Genomic DNA, 13,782 nt, shown 5'->3' with positions numbered 1-13,782 from the left:
GATTTATGTTTTTGGTTCCGGCCGCGTGACGATAAATGCGGCCGAACAGAGCATTACAATGAGCACGAGCGTCGCACGCAAGGCAGGTGGATCGGTGGTGAACCAGAAGATGGCATAGCTCACTGTCATCACGGAAACGGCTGCAATCTTGGCGCGACGAGCAATGGATCCCGTTTCTTTCCAGTTGCGAAGCGGAGCGCCGAATTGCGGATGGGACAGCAGCCACGCTTCCAGCCTTGGCGATGAACGCGAGAAACACCACACCGCCAGCAGCAGAAAAGGCGTGGTTGGCAAAACCGGCAGAAAAGCGCCGACGATGCCGGTTGCCACCATAATCCACCCCAAAGCGAGATACATGTATCGCATGTTGCCTGCTGCCGTTTTTCTTTATGAGTGCAACTCTCATGATAAGGCGTCGATGTCCAGCGGCGATAGCCGTATTTGCTTCCAGTAGGGCACATTCCTATATTAAAGGTTGTGATAAAGGTCTTGCTTCGCGTCTGTATATGCCTTTATCCCGATGCGGCAATTATTTGGCTCCAAGTCGAAGTGCCAACAGAAGAAGGAAAACACCATGGCCAAAATGATCCACTCGATGGTCCGGGTGCTGGACGAAAAGCGTTCGGTTGACTTTTACTCCCTCGCATTCGGTCTGAATGTAGCGGAGCGTGTGGAGCAGGAAACATTCACATTGGTCTACATGAGCAATGCTGAAGAGAATTTTGAGCTTGAACTGACAATCAACAAGGGCCGCGATGTTCCTTACGCGCTCGGTGATGGTTATGGTCATCTCGCTGTTTCCGTGGATGACCTTGACGCTGAGCACGCCCGTTTGATCGAAGCCGGTCTGGCTCCGGGCAAGATCATCGAATTCAACCGCAAGGACGAACTGTTCGCGCGTTACTTCTTCATCTGCGATCCGGATGGTTACAAGATCGAAGTTCTGCAGCGTCGCGGCCGTTTCAAGTGATATGTTCGCCTGAATGACAGGTGTTTAAGGGGCAGGGGTATGACGGAAGAAGGTGTGAAGCTCGAAGAAAGCTGGAAGCAGAAGCTTCTTCCGGAATTTTCCAGTCCCTACATGATCCAGCTCAAGGCATTCCTGCTGGAACAGAAACAGGCGGGTAAACACGTCTTCCCAAAGGGCACCGAATATTTCCGTGCCCTTGACCTGACGCCTCTCAGCAAGGTGAAGGTCGTCATTCTCGGTCAGGATCCCTATCACGGACTTGGCCAGGCCCACGGGCTTTGTTTTTCTGTACGGCCCGGCGTTCGCACACCGCCATCACTGGTGAATATCTACAAGGAACTGCAAAGCGATCTTGGTATCCAACCGGCTCGCCACGGTTTTCTGGAAAGCTGGGCACAGCAGGGTGTCTTGCTGCTCAACAGCGTGTTGACAGTGGAGGAAGCGCGCGCGGCCTCCCATCAGGGCCAGGGCTGGGAGAAATTTACCGACGCGGTCATTCGTGTGGTGAATGAGGAATGCGACGGTGTGGTTTTCATGCTGTGGGGCTCATATGCGCAGAAGAAGGCAGCGTTCGTTGATCGCGACCGCCATCTGGTGCTGAAGTCACCGCATCCATCGCCATTGTCTGCCCATAACGGCTTTTTCGGATGCCGCCATTTCTCGCAGGCAAACGCGTTTCTGACGTCGCATGGCCGCACTCCGGTGGACTGGGCTTTGCCGGAAACGGTGGCAGAAGCCTCGTAAACCTTACTATTTATCTCATAAATCGCTTTTCACGTCAGGCGCGTTGGTCTAATGGATAACTGGACTTATGCGTGAAGGATTTTGGACGTGTCTGTGTTATTTGCTGAAACCTCGATTGAAATTGCCAATGCTGAGGCCATTGTCGACAAGTTTCAGGAGCACTTTACCGAGCATTTTCCCGTCATTCGTGAAGGCGCCGTCCTTCATTATGAAACCGAATACGGCAAAGTCAGAATGGCTGGCGAGAAGGGCCGCTTTCAGGCTGAGGTCAATTGTTACGACGCCCATGTCCTGATGTCGATCAAGGCGATGCTGGCGGAGCATATTCTAGAATATTCTGGTGACAAAGATCTTCGTTTTCGCTGGCGGGGCCACGGCGCTGATCTGAACAAATTGCCCAATCTGTTTGAAGGTCGTGTGGTCAGGGCTTTTAACGTCACGCCTCGCATGCGTCGTCTGGTCGTTTCCGTTGGCGATGGCATCGAGCGGCTGATGACCGGCGGTCTGCACATCCGCATTCTGATCGTTCCGCAGAACCGTACACCTGTGTGGCCACATCTGTCGCAAACCGGTGCCGTTGTCTGGCCGGAAGGTGACGACGAATTGATCCGTCGTGTTTACACCATTCGTTATGGCAATGTGGAGCGCCGGGAAATCGAGCTGGATTTCGTGATGCATGAAGGCGATCACATGCCGGGCGCGCATTTTGGCGCGACAGCCAAGGCCGGTGATTTGGTCGGCATTATCGGTCCCGGTGGCGGTGTTGTGCCGGTCGATGTGGATGCCTGCGTGCTGGCTGGCGATGAAACTGCGCTTCCGGTTATCTCGCGTATGGTTGAAGAGCTGCCAGCGGGCAAGAAGATCACCGTTTACGCCGAAGTGGCCGACGAGAATGAACGTCAGGACATCAAATCCAGTGCCGATGTTAACTGGACCTGGCTTTACCGCAATGGCAAGGCGGCTGGTACATCCGGCCTGCTGGAACAGGCTTTGCGCCAGCATGACTGGAGCAAGGACAGTGACAGCCGTTACGTGTTCATTGCCTGTGAAAAGGGTGAGGTTCGCCAGATCAAGAAGTACCTCAGCGATGAGGCAAAACTGCCGAAGAATGATTTCCGCACTGCCGGATATTGGGTGCTGGGCGAGGCGGACGACCACTGATACGTCGCCATGCACGTCGCTTCAATGAGCCGAAAGCCGCCCGTCCATCTGGCGGCTTTTTTGTTTTGGATGTGCACGCAATGTTGAACATGTTCGTTCTTTTGTTCTTATTTTGTGAACAATGCGTTCTGAGACCCTGGTCTATGCGTGGCGGCAGATCGGCCTAATTATAAGCCCATCAACACCAACAATCCTTTCTTAGGGATCAGGAACGAAGGGTTTCATTATGCTGAACCAGATCAAGGGACTGCACCACGTCACGTCGATGGCAGCAAGCGCCCGCACCAACAATGCATTTTTTACCGATACGCTCGGCCTGCGCCGTGTCAAGAAAACCGTGAATTTTGACGCGCCTGACGTCTACCACCTGTATTATGGTGATGAGGTTGGCACGCCCGGCTCGGTCATGACCTACTTCCCATTCCCGCATATTGCGCGTGGTCGCCCAGGAACAGGCGAAGTTGGCACGACACTGTTTTCCGTGCCGAAAGGATCACTCGGCTACTGGCAGGATCGCCTGACAAAGGCTGGTGCAGATGGCCTGAAGGCTGATGAGGCTTTTGGCAACAAGCGTCTGAATTTTGCCGGTCCTGATGGCGATGGCTTTGCGCTGGTTGAAGTGCCGGAGGATAATCGTGCTCAGTGGACTGGAAACGGTGTTTCGGCCGATCACGCAATTCACGGTTTTCAGGGCGCGTCACTGCGCCTTCGTGATGAAGGTGCAACCGGGGAACTGCTGAAGTTCATGGGCTACGAGGAAGTCGACCGGCAGGATGGCGTCCTGCGCTTTGGTATTCCCGGTGGTAACGGTGCCGATTACATCGACATTGAAACCATGCCGAATATTTCGGGTGCGCGGCTCGGTGCCGGTTCCGTCCATCACATCGCCTTTGCGGTTGAAAATCGCGAAAAGCAGCTCGAGGTTCGCAAGGCCTTGATGGATACCGGATATCAGGTCACGTCGGTTATCGACCGTGATTACTTCTGGGCCATCTATTTCCGCACGCCGGGCGGTGTGCTGTTCGAGGTAGCCACCAATGAGCCCGGTTTTGATCGGGACGAAGACACGGCGCATCTCGGTGAAGCGCTGAAGTTGCCGGACCAGCATGCGCATCTGCGCGGTATTCTGGAACAGCATCTGGAACCACTTGGTGATGAAAAGGCGGCTTAACCGCCTTTCTGTCGGTCATTTACGAAACACGATCACCGTCTCCCTCGGGTCTGGCCCGAGGGACCCCGCCTGTTGCGGGCGTTGGCGCACAGGATTTGCAGCCATGACGCGAAGAGAAAGGAGCCTTTCGATGGGCAAGGACAATTATTTCCACAATGTCAGGGCAGGCGCCGCTGGCCAGCCACTTTTTGTCGTGCTGCATGGCACGGGTGGTGATGAGAACCAGTTCTTTGATTTCGGAAGCCGGTTACTGCCCAAGGCAACGGTGATTTCGCCACGTGGCGATGTTTCCGAGCATGGTGCTGCACGGTTTTTCCGTCGCAAGGCCGAGGGCGTTTATGATCTGGATGATCTTGAACGCGCAACGAAGAACATGGCTGCATTTGTTGAGGCAAACCGCGATCTCTATCAGGCAAACAAGGTAATCGGGCTTGGTTTTTCCAACGGTGCCAATATTCTTGCCAATGTGCTGATCGAGTTTCCCGATCTGTTTGATGCAGCGGTGCTGATGCATCCGCTCATTCCATTCCAGCCGCAAAGCAAACCATCTACCAAACAGCGCAAGGTGCTGATTACAGCAGGTGAGCGCGATCCGATTTGTCCGGTTCCTTTGACACAATCGCTGTCGGATTATTTTGCGGAAACGGGGGCAGATGTGTCACTGGTCTGGCATTCGGGCGGTCATGAAATCCGCTCGGGCGAGGTGGACGCAGTGCGCGACTTCATCATGCCCTACGCATAAATTTTAAAAGCGGTTCGGGCGACGATCAAGACGCCCGAACCGCTCTTTGTTCTGCCTTCACGCAACTGTGGACGCGAAATCGGCACGCAATTTCTCTGGATTTGTTTCAGTAGCCGCAGTTTCGCAGTTGCCGTGCATAGTTATCGGCAATGTTGGCGGAACGACGTGCTGCTTCACGGATGGCAGGTTTGCTTTTCCAGACGCCCTGCGCATAGCCGCCATGACCGGAATAATAGGCTAGATAGAGATTATAGGTATCGCGCAGAGGGATGCCGTTTCGTTTGTTGCTCTTGTTATGGTACCAGCCAACAAAGTGGATGGCATCGGTAAAGTCGGTGCGGCTGGCCGACCAGCGTCCGGTGTCGCGCTGGTATTCTTTCCATGTGCCATCCAGAGCCTGGGCATAACCATAGGCCGTAGAACGGCGCTTCCAGGGAATGAAACCAAACAGCTTGGTGCGAGCCGGGCGGGCATATTGGCGGAAGCTGGATTCCGTATAGATGGTTGCCATCAAAACAGGCACGGGAACACCCCAGCTGCGTTCAGCCGCCTGCGCATCGCGGCGCCAGTTGTTAAACAGGCCGTCACGCTGATCGAACACGGCGCAGATGTTGCGCGTTTGGGTTGGTGCTGTGGCACAGCCAGCCAGCAAAGCGGTCAAAAAGAGCGCGACAAATAGTTTACGCATCGCAAAACCTCACGTTTTGCTGATTACTAATTGGTAAATACTAACGTTAGGTTTTTAGACAAGGTTAACGCGCTAGCGGCTATTCACCTTACGCTTAACCTTCTGAAAACATGTGTGAAACGTGACCCTCTCGTGCCCGGTTTTACGTCCGGAAAATGCCGGATTTCTGCCATTTTTCGCGGTGTGGAAGGTGCGTAATTACGGGGCTGGACAAGCGCAGTTTTGTGCTCGAAACCCCGCTTTTTCGGCGCTGCACAAAAAAGGAATGGCAAGGCTACCTGTTAACAAAGCAGCCTTGCCGAAGCGCTACAGGTTAATGAACCGCGCCGGAACCACCGACCGCGATGATGCTGAAGGGCTGACCTTCAACCGGGATTGTCCTGGTTTCTTTCAGGTCATTGACGTTGACCATACGCACCAGACTATGGCGCGGGTCGGTAATGGCAATTTCATCTCCTGCCACAGCCAGACGCGGACGTGGGTCGCGCCAATGGCCGTCCTTGCTGTAGGGTTCGGTGACCGTTTCCGACAGGCGAATTTCGCCACTCAGCGTATCGATCAGGTGCAGCTTGCCATCTTCCGTCAGGACGTAGGCGTTGGTGATATGAGCCGGATCCAGCGCAAAATCGACACGGCGGGTTGGCAGATCGACAAGGCGATAGGGCTCATCGCTTTCCGGATCAATCAGTGCAACCTTGTCCTCACCATAGTTGCCGAGGAAAAACTGCATGGCCTTGCCGCCCAGCAATGTGCTGACTTTGCCCTTGGGCAACTTGTCGCCGTAGGCAAGCATCTCCAGCTTGGGTTCCTTGCCGGACACCGGGCTGGCGATCAGCACACCTTCCTCGCATCCGAATGCGACCAGTTTTGCCGAATAGGCTTCACCATGCAGGCCTGTGCATGGTGCGACGTCGCCGACCTGCTCACCCTTTTCGTCGAGGATACGCAGTCCAAGTCGCGGTGGCAGGTCGCCCGGTTTTGTTTCAGCCTTCATGTCTGGTACGGAAACCAGCAGATATTTGCCCATGGTGACGGCGACTCCGTGATGAGCTGCCGTTGTGTCAAAGCTCTTTGTGGCTGTTTTGCCATCCAGAAGAGCATGTTCCGAATAAAGGTCAGCCTTGCCGCCACGGTCGTAAAACATCACGACATCATCGCCGTGAGAAACGACGTGGCCGGGTTTTTCGCCTTCGATCGTGAAGGGCAGCAGAGCCGGATCGCTCGTTTCGAGATCGCTGTGTTCGCCATGGTCTTCAAACCGGATGCCCGACTTGATGACGTTGACAGTATTGGCATCGCCCTGCACGGCAAAAACACTCTGGCCCGAGCCGCTGACAGACAGGGCTGCAAATCCCTTGATGTCGAACTTTGCCAGTTCCTTGCCGTCGGTAGCGTCAATGGCGCGAACAACCGGCGTGATATGATCCGCAACAAACAGGCGCCATACGCTCTTTTCTTCATCCGCAAAGGCGGCGCTTGTTATTAGAGATGCCAATCCGGCAAATCCTGCACCAAACAGGACCCTGAGGGAGGTTCCTCGCATGTTTCTCTCCGTGTAATGTTGTAACGTTACATGCATAGATAACAAGATGCAGTGAGTCCAGTCATGTTCTGTGCATAAATCAGGTCTTATGAGGTTAGGGCGAAACATGTTTCACGCCTGAAGAGAAATATATAATATAAACTGTGGCTTAGGATGGAATGACGGTGTGAAACCTGGCTGTCTTAAATGACTTCGAGGCTGTGGAAGACACTGAATTGTGCAGTCCAAGAACGAGTTTTTCAAAAAAATCGCATTAGACGGCAATAAAAACAAATTCCGCTAAAATTGTACCTATCCGTTTAAATGCCCCGAAAAGACTGCCCTGTAATGTGGGTATCACTGGAGAAGGGATCGGTTGCCGAGAGGTGACAGACACCCCTAACAAAAATCCAGACACGTTATTCAAGACCGGCGGGCAAGCTGGCTGATACCGAAACGGGGTATGACATGTTGAAGAAGATCATTGCTGCCGCAATTTGCGGTGTGTTTGTAGCATCTGTGAGTGGCGAAGCCGATGCGGCAGGTCCTGCGGGCTTTGCGCGCGGGTTCGGTTCGGCTGAAAAGACGCAAACCATTGCGGTTGAAGCCTCGGCCAGCAAAGGCCTTCGCTTTGGTGACTGCGTTCTGGTTGCCGGTCAGTGCGCACCGCGTGCGGCGATTTCTCTGACAGAAGCACGCCGCAAGGACCTGTTGCGTGTCAACAAGGCGGTCAACGAGCCGATGCAGGCGCTGGATGACTTCTTCGGATCATTCGACAGCAACAATTCGGTTCCGGCCTTCATGCAGGCCGACAATTGCGGTGACTGCGCGACCATCAAACGGCAGGAACTGATCCACCGTGGTTGGCCATCACATGCCCTGCGCATTGGTTATGCGCTGGGTGAGGACGGTTCATTGCAGAAGGTTCTGATCGTTGAGACCGCAAAGGGCGGCATCGTTCTGGGCAATGGATCGCACAATTCAGGCAAAGCGGCTGACGAGATCACCCTTTGAGACACCATTCGAGGCGCTGAGAGACGGGAATGCGGAGATCTGCTTTCCACGCCAGCGCTTTGCCTTTCTATTCATGACTGACTTGGCTGCCTGTTCTCTTTCAAGAGGCTGGCAGCTTTTTTCGTTCTGCGACGGCAATGCCACCGAGTGTCAGCAACAATGCCAGCACTTGATAAGTATGCAGCGTTTCACCGATGATGATGACGGACAGCAATGTGCCAAATACCGGTACGAGGTTGATGAACAATCCGGCCCGATTTGCCCCGATGCTCTCGACGCCTCTGATATAAAGGATTTGTGCCAGAAGAGACGCAAAAATGGCAGTGTAAAGTGTTATGATCCAGCCTTTCTGATCAGGCCAGACGGCGGTCTGCTGCCACACCTCCCAACCCATCAAGGGCACGGAAGAAATCAGTGCCCCAAGCGCTGGTATGGCCATCAGCGTGCGCCAGTTCACCAGTGGTTTCCAGCGCAGCATGATGGTGTAGACCGCATAAACAAGCACGGCCAACAGCATGATGGCATCGCCAGCGTTCATTTCGAGGGCCAGCAATGACCAGAGGTCGCCATGCGAGGCCAGTAGGGCGACGCCGGTTATGGTCATGAAAAAGCCGATGATCTGGCCCGTCATCACCCTTGTGCCAAACAGGGCAAAGTTAAGGGCAAAAATCACCATGGGAATGCCGGCCTGGATAACCGCCGCGTTGATGGCTGATGTATATTGCAGGGCGGTATAGAGGAAGGCGTTAAAGCTGGTGTAACCGATGACGCCCAGCGCAAAGAAATAAGGCAGGTTCTTTTTGACCGCCGGCCAGTCACGCACCAGTTGCGGGGCGGAAATGGCAAAGATGAAGGCCACGGCAAACACCCAGCGCAAATATGTCAGCACCATGGGGCTGACATGGCCTAGGGCCAATTTGCCCGCAACAGCATTGCCGCCCCAGCACAGAGTGGCGATAATCAGGGCGATATAGGCACGTGTCGGCACGGGAGATTCTTTCGGTGGTTTGCATGCAGGCGGGGTGGGAATCGCCGAGGGTGATCGGTTTTTTTCGCCACGTCGGCGCCGACATAAAGCCGCAAACGACGCTTTGTCACGGATTTTGTCATGCAAAAAGCAAAAAACGCTAGCAGAAACAGGGTCGCTTTCCTTAAAACAACACAGTATACATTCGCGGGTTTGGGTTAGGGCGCAGACACGCGCCATAAGCAGGAAAGCAAGAAATGACGAATGTCGTAGTGGTCGGCTCTCAATGGGGCGACGAAGGCAAGGGTAAGATTGTTGATTGGCTCTCCGAGCGTGCGGACGTTGTCGTTCGTTACCAGGGTGGGCATAATGCCGGTCATACACTTGTCATTGATGGCGTCAGCTATAAGCTGTCTCTTCTGCCTTCGGGTGTCGTGCGTCCTGGCAAAATGGCCGTCATCGGCAACGGCGTTGTGGTTGATCCACATGCGCTGATTGCTGAAATGGGTCGTCTGGCTGCACAGGGCGTGACCGTCACGCCTGAAAACCTGCGCATTGCTGACAATGCGACCCTCATTCTTTCGCTTCACCGCGAGTTGGATGGCATGCGCGAAGACGCGGCCTCCAACAGCGGAACGAAGATCGGCACCACCCGCCGTGGTATCGGCCCGGCCTATGAGGACAAGGTTGGTCGTCGCGCCATCCGCGTCATGGACCTGGAAGACACCGAAGCGCTTGCTGCAAAGGTTGATCGTATTCTGACCCACCACAATGCTCTGCGTCGTGGTTTCGGTGTGGCTGAAGTGACCCATGAAACGATCATGGAAGAGTTGACGTCGATTGCCGACAAAATCCTGCCGTTCCGTGAAACCGTCTGGTTGCTTCTGGACAAGAAGCGTCGCGCCGGTGCCCGCATCCTGTTTGAAGGTGCACAGGGTTCGTTGCTCGATATCGATCACGGCACATATCCGTTCGTGACCTCGTCCAACACGGTCGCTGGCCAGGCTGCTGCCGGTTCCGGCATGGGGCCAGGTGCACTCGGTTACATTCTCGGCATCACCAAGGCTTACACCACTCGCGTGGGCGAAGGTCCGTTCCCGACAGAACTGAACGATGAAATCGGCCAGTTCCTCGGCGAAAAGGGTCATGAGTTCGGTACTGTTACCGGACGCAAGCGTCGTTGCGGCTGGTTCGATGCTGCTCTGGTTCGTCAGTCAGTTGCCACCAACGGCATCACCGGCATTGCACTGACCAAGCTTGATGTTCTCGATGGTCTGGAAGAGTTGAAGATCTGCATTGGCTACAAGCTGGACGGCAAGGAAATTGACCATCTTCCAGCAAGCCAGGGTGCACAAGCGCGTGTCGAGCCGATCTACATCACGCTCGAAGGCTGGAAAGAATCAACCGTGGGCGCCCGAAAATGGGCGGATTTGCCTGCTCAGGCAATTAAGTACGTTCGTCAGGTTGAAGAGCTGATTGGTGCTCCGGTAGCGCTTCTATCTACCAGCCCTGAGCGTGACGATACGATACTTGTGACTGATCCTTTTGAGGATTAAGGTCACAAATAATAAACCATATCGGGCCGGTACGTCGCCGGTGACGACGAGAAAGTGCTTATGGCAGATTTTGTAGCAGTCATTCGCAAAGCCGTGGATGGCCTGGCGAACAACACTCCCGAAACCCGGGCGAAGGTTTACGAAAAAGCTCGCAGTGCCGTAGTTCGGCAGCTGGAGAACATGAACCCGCGCCCACCGGAGGAGTTGCTGCGACGTCAGGTCGTTAAACTCGATGCTGCTATTGCAGAGGTGGAAGGCGAATATGCCGAAGCCCTGCCAGCACTCGAAGAAGACGACGACTATGTGAATGATGACTATGTTGCACCGGAGGAACATGCCTCCGATCAACAAGTATACGAGCAAGATTCTGCCGATGAGGACGAAGAACCGGCTGCTGAAGAGCGGCCGGTTGAAGACGACGAAGAGCCTGCCGCTTATGCGGCAACGCCCGCCGATGAGCATGTGGTCGAACCCGAACCTGAGCAGGTTGAGCACGACGTATATGAGCAGGCGCCTGAGCCTGTTGTACCGACTTATTTCCAGCCGCAAGTTGACGAGCCGGTTTACGGCGAAGAGCCGCGTCACGATGCAGTGGTTGAAGACGTACCTGTAGAAGATGCGCCGGTTCGCGAAGACGAAACTGCCTATGAGGCACCTGTCGTGCATGCACAGGAACCTCATTGGGTTGATGACGGAGCACCCGCTGCAGAAGACGAATGGCGTAAGCCTGCCGATGACGACGTCTATGCTGATGAGGTGCGCATCGAGCCGGAAGAACCAGCGTTGCAGCCGCTGCAGGCAGCACGCTCCTATCCAGAAGTTGTTGAGCCGGTTTATGTTGCGCCCGCCGTTGAGGATGAACGCGACGCTGAACCTGAACAGGAACCTGAGGTTGGTGTTGCTCCAGCCTACGGTGCTGTAGAGCCAGATAACCGCCACAGCTTTGAGGACGAAAGCGATCCATTCGCTGCACGCGCTGATTACCGCGACGACGTTTTTGCGACGCCTGCCGTTGAGCAACCGCGCAAATATTCGGCGCAGGATGAAGACTTTTCGTCATATTTCGAAGATGCATCCGTTGACCTGCCGCCAGCCGGACAAAAGGACGCTGTTGCCGGTGCCGCTGCGGTTGCTGCCACGACGGCAACTGCGCAGGCGGGCAGACCTTCGGTCAAGGAAGTGGCGCTTGATTTCGAGCCAGCACCTATCGATACCAGCAAGGATGCTGCCAACAAGGAACGTACGCCTTGGGACGACCTTGAAGAACTGATTGGTTATGACGGCATTGGTGCCGACACCAAGGTGGCTGGCAAGGTTGGCGCCTATGAAGCTGACACATCCGGCATTTCTGCCGATGGCGTTCCGGCAGCGTCTTACATGGTCAAGAAAAAGCCACGCCGGAATTATGCCAGCTATGTGCTGGCCCTTTTGGGTGTTTTGCTACTTGCCGGTGGTGGTTATGCGCTGTGGCAGAACCGCGATGCCATGAGTGATATGGTTAGCGGCCTGACGCAGTCCGCTCAGCCGGAAACGGCAGCGACACCCGAGCAGCCTGCAAACGGCACAGCGGAAACGGCTGATACGCCACCGGCGACATCCGAGCCGGCCACACCGCCTGTTCAGCAGGCCGATGACGGTTCCGTACAGGGCAACAAGTTTACACAGCGACTTCTTCCAGATGGTAGCGAGCGGGACGAAGGTCCGGCTGTTAGCTCCAACGGTCAGCCGGCGACGGCTGAAGGCCAATCTGTCTACGAACAGAATGAAGCGGCACCTGCGCAGACACCGAATGCCGCTGGCACACCACCTGCCACGCAGGGCGCTGCTGCAGGCGCGCCAGCAACAGGTGCTCCGCTTGCTGCCGGTGCGGAGCGCATGTTCCTGTATGAAGAGGTGCTTGGTCAGACAGTTCCGACTGCCATTGAAGGCAGCGTGAACTGGAGCCTGCAACATGAGCAGGCTGAAGACGGCAAGCAGCTTGCAACTGTGCAGGGCCAGATGAGCATTCCGGCCCGTGGATTGAGCGCGCTGATTACCTTCAAGCGCAACCTCGACACGTCGCTTCCGGCCAGCCATCTGGTCGAGATCGTCTTCTCAGTTTCTCCGGGCTTTGAAGGCGGTGCGATCGACAGTGTGCAGCGTATTGCCATGAAGCAGACGGAGCAGGACCGTGGTAACGCCTTGATCGCCGTTCCGGCGAAGATCACGGATGATTTCCACATGATCGCCCTGAACGACTTCCCGGATGCGATGAAGACCAACCTTGAGCTGCTTGCGACCCGCGACTGGATCGATATTCCAGTGTCCTATCGCAATGGCCGCCGCGCCCTGCTGACCATGCAGAAGGGACCTGAGGGTCGCGCGGCATTTGATGCCGCGCTGAAGGACTGGGCGTCTGTTGCCCCGGTGGCAGGTCAATAAGGCTCACATTCAATTCACCAACAAAAAAGCCCCCGAACATCGTTCGGGGGCTTTTTTGTTGAATGGGATCAGGAGCGACAGTGTCGTTCCTGACCGTCGTATGAGTTTACGCGTCAACCACGCGAAGCGCCTTGGCGGCTTCCAAAGCCTGTTTTTGTACGGCTTCCTGAACCTTTTCGAAGGCACGCACTTCAATCTGGCGCACGCGCTCACGGCTGATGTCGAACTCTTCTGAAAGCTCTTCCAGAGTGATCGGATCTTCCGCGAGGCGACGGGCCTCGAAGATACGGCGTTCTCGGTCGTTCAGCACGCTCATGGCGCGGGCCAGCATGTGGCGACGTGTCTCGAGTTCGTCCTGCTCGATCAGCACCTGTTCCTGGCTGTCGTGGTCATCGACAAGCCAATCCTGCCACTGGCCGGATTCGCCTTCGGCTGCCTTGATGGGAGCGTTCAACGAAGCGTCGCCATGCAGGCGGCGGTTCATCGATACGACTTCCTCTTCGGACACCTTCAGCTTCTTGGCGATTTCAGCCACGTGCTCAGGTTTCAGGTCACCATCATCGATGGCCTGAATGCGGCCCTTGAGGCGACGCAGGTTAAAGAACAGGCGCTTCTGGTTGGCAGTTGTACCCATTTTGACCAGCGACCATGACCGCAGGATATATTCCTGGATCGAGGCCTTGATCCACCACATGGCATAGGTTGCCAGACGGAACCCACGTTCCGGATCGAACTTCTTGACAGCCTGCATCAGGCCAACGTTACCCTCCGACACAACTTCGCCGATCGGCAGGCCATAACCGCGATACCCCATGGCAATCTTGGC

The 13,782-nt window shown here is 55.3% G+C and carries 13 protein-coding genes; 8 read left to right on the top strand and 5 right to left on the bottom strand.

Annotation, left to right across the window (positions count from 1 at the left end):
* Nucleotides 1-3: 3 nt before the first annotated feature.
* Nucleotides 4-366, bottom strand: coding sequence for a YbaN family protein (locus tag RT613_RS04380; protein ID WP_313613276.1), 363 nt, complete (start codon nt 364-366; stop codon nt 4-6).
* Between the two features lie 208 nt (nt 367-574).
* Between RT613_RS04380 and RT613_RS04375 the strand changes: the two genes are divergently transcribed.
* From RT613_RS04375 to RT613_RS04355, 5 genes are all read left to right on the top strand, one after another.
* Nucleotides 575-970 (top strand): VOC family protein, encoded by a 396-nt coding sequence (locus RT613_RS04375; protein WP_313613275.1) that lies wholly within the window; start codon nt 575-577, stop codon nt 968-970.
* A 39-nt stretch (nt 971-1,009) separates the two neighbouring features.
* Complete coding sequence (gene ung / locus RT613_RS04370; protein WP_313613274.1) at nt 1,010-1,714, top strand: uracil-DNA glycosylase; 705 nt, start codon at nt 1,010-1,012, stop codon at nt 1,712-1,714.
* 87 nt (nt 1,715-1,801) lie between these two features.
* Nucleotides 1,802-2,875 (top strand): DUF2218 domain-containing protein, encoded by a 1,074-nt coding sequence (locus RT613_RS04365; RefSeq protein WP_313613273.1) that lies wholly within the window; start codon nt 1,802-1,804, stop codon nt 2,873-2,875.
* Between the two features lie 226 nt (nt 2,876-3,101).
* On the top strand, nt 3,102-4,046 hold the full coding sequence (locus RT613_RS04360; RefSeq protein ID WP_313613272.1) for a VOC family protein: 945 nt from the start codon (nt 3,102-3,104) through the stop codon (nt 4,044-4,046).
* 130 nt (nt 4,047-4,176) lie between these two features.
* Entirely contained in the window at nt 4,177-4,788 is a 612-nt protein-coding gene (locus tag RT613_RS04355) for an alpha/beta hydrolase (RefSeq protein ID WP_313613270.1), read from the top strand.
* Nucleotides 4,789-4,894: 106 nt separating this feature from the next.
* On the opposite strand, the gene RT613_RS04350 is transcribed toward RT613_RS04355, so the two are convergent.
* Entirely contained in the window at nt 4,895-5,476 is a 582-nt protein-coding gene (locus RT613_RS04350; protein ID WP_313613269.1) for a transglycosylase SLT domain-containing protein, read from the bottom strand.
* Between the two features lie 313 nt (nt 5,477-5,789).
* A complete protein-coding gene (gene aztD, locus RT613_RS04345; RefSeq protein WP_313613268.1) occupies nt 5,790-7,019 on the bottom strand; it encodes a zinc metallochaperone AztD in 1,230 nt (409 codons plus the stop codon).
* A gap of 447 nt (nt 7,020-7,466) precedes the next feature.
* On the opposite strand from aztD, the gene RT613_RS04340 reads away from it, so the two are divergent.
* On the top strand, nt 7,467-8,012 hold the full coding sequence (locus tag RT613_RS04340; RefSeq protein WP_313613266.1) for a transglutaminase-like cysteine peptidase: 546 nt from the start codon (nt 7,467-7,469) through the stop codon (nt 8,010-8,012).
* Between the two features lie 100 nt (nt 8,013-8,112).
* On the opposite strand, the gene RT613_RS04335 is transcribed toward RT613_RS04340, so the two are convergent.
* A complete protein-coding gene (locus tag RT613_RS04335; RefSeq protein ID WP_313613264.1) occupies nt 8,113-9,000 on the bottom strand; it encodes a DMT family transporter in 888 nt (295 codons plus the stop codon).
* A gap of 236 nt (nt 9,001-9,236) precedes the next feature.
* On the opposite strand from RT613_RS04335, the gene RT613_RS04330 reads away from it, so the two are divergent.
* Both RT613_RS04330 and RT613_RS04325 read left to right on the top strand, forming a co-directional pair.
* Nucleotides 9,237-10,535, top strand: a complete 1,299-nt coding sequence (locus RT613_RS04330; RefSeq protein WP_313613262.1) for an adenylosuccinate synthase — start codon at nt 9,237-9,239, stop codon at nt 10,533-10,535.
* Nucleotides 10,536-10,595: 60 nt separating this feature from the next.
* On the top strand, nt 10,596-12,956 hold the full coding sequence (locus RT613_RS04325; RefSeq protein ID WP_313613261.1) for a hypothetical protein: 2,361 nt from the start codon (nt 10,596-10,598) through the stop codon (nt 12,954-12,956).
* A gap of 106 nt (nt 12,957-13,062) precedes the next feature.
* Here RT613_RS04325 and RT613_RS04320 read toward each other — a convergent pair.
* A partial coding sequence (locus RT613_RS04320) for an RNA polymerase factor sigma-32 (RefSeq protein WP_313613259.1) occupies nt 13,063-13,782 on the bottom strand: 720 nt, incomplete at its 5' end.

This window comes from Agrobacterium sp. (assembly GCF_032092815.1).
Classification (GTDB): Bacteria; Pseudomonadota; Alphaproteobacteria; order Rhizobiales; family Rhizobiaceae; genus Agrobacterium.
The sequence above is the reverse complement of the archived record's forward strand: the minus strand, read 5'-3'. Positions and strand labels throughout refer to the sequence as shown.

Coding starts and splice junctions, on each gene's coding strand:
- aztD (WP_313613268.1), bottom strand. CDS start 7,019: ATGCGAGGAACCTCCCTCAGGGTCCTGTTTGGTGCAGGATTTGCCGGA.
- RT613_RS04355 (WP_313613270.1), top strand. CDS start 4,177: ATGGGCAAGGACAATTATTTCCACAATGTCAGGGCAGGCGCCGCTGGC.
- RT613_RS04340 (WP_313613266.1), top strand. CDS start 7,467: ATGTTGAAGAAGATCATTGCTGCCGCAATTTGCGGTGTGTTTGTAGCA.
- RT613_RS04330 (WP_313613262.1), top strand. CDS start 9,237: ATGACGAATGTCGTAGTGGTCGGCTCTCAATGGGGCGACGAAGGCAAG.
- RT613_RS04380 (WP_313613276.1), bottom strand. CDS start 366: ATGCGATACATGTATCTCGCTTTGGGGTGGATTATGGTGGCAACCGGC.
- RT613_RS04360 (WP_313613272.1), top strand. CDS start 3,102: ATGCTGAACCAGATCAAGGGACTGCACCACGTCACGTCGATGGCAGCA.
- RT613_RS04325 (WP_313613261.1), top strand. CDS start 10,596: ATGGCAGATTTTGTAGCAGTCATTCGCAAAGCCGTGGATGGCCTGGCG.
- RT613_RS04375 (WP_313613275.1), top strand. CDS start 575: ATGGCCAAAATGATCCACTCGATGGTCCGGGTGCTGGACGAAAAGCGT.
- ung (WP_313613274.1), top strand. CDS start 1,010: ATGACGGAAGAAGGTGTGAAGCTCGAAGAAAGCTGGAAGCAGAAGCTT.
- RT613_RS04350 (WP_313613269.1), bottom strand. CDS start 5,476: ATGCGTAAACTATTTGTCGCGCTCTTTTTGACCGCTTTGCTGGCTGGC.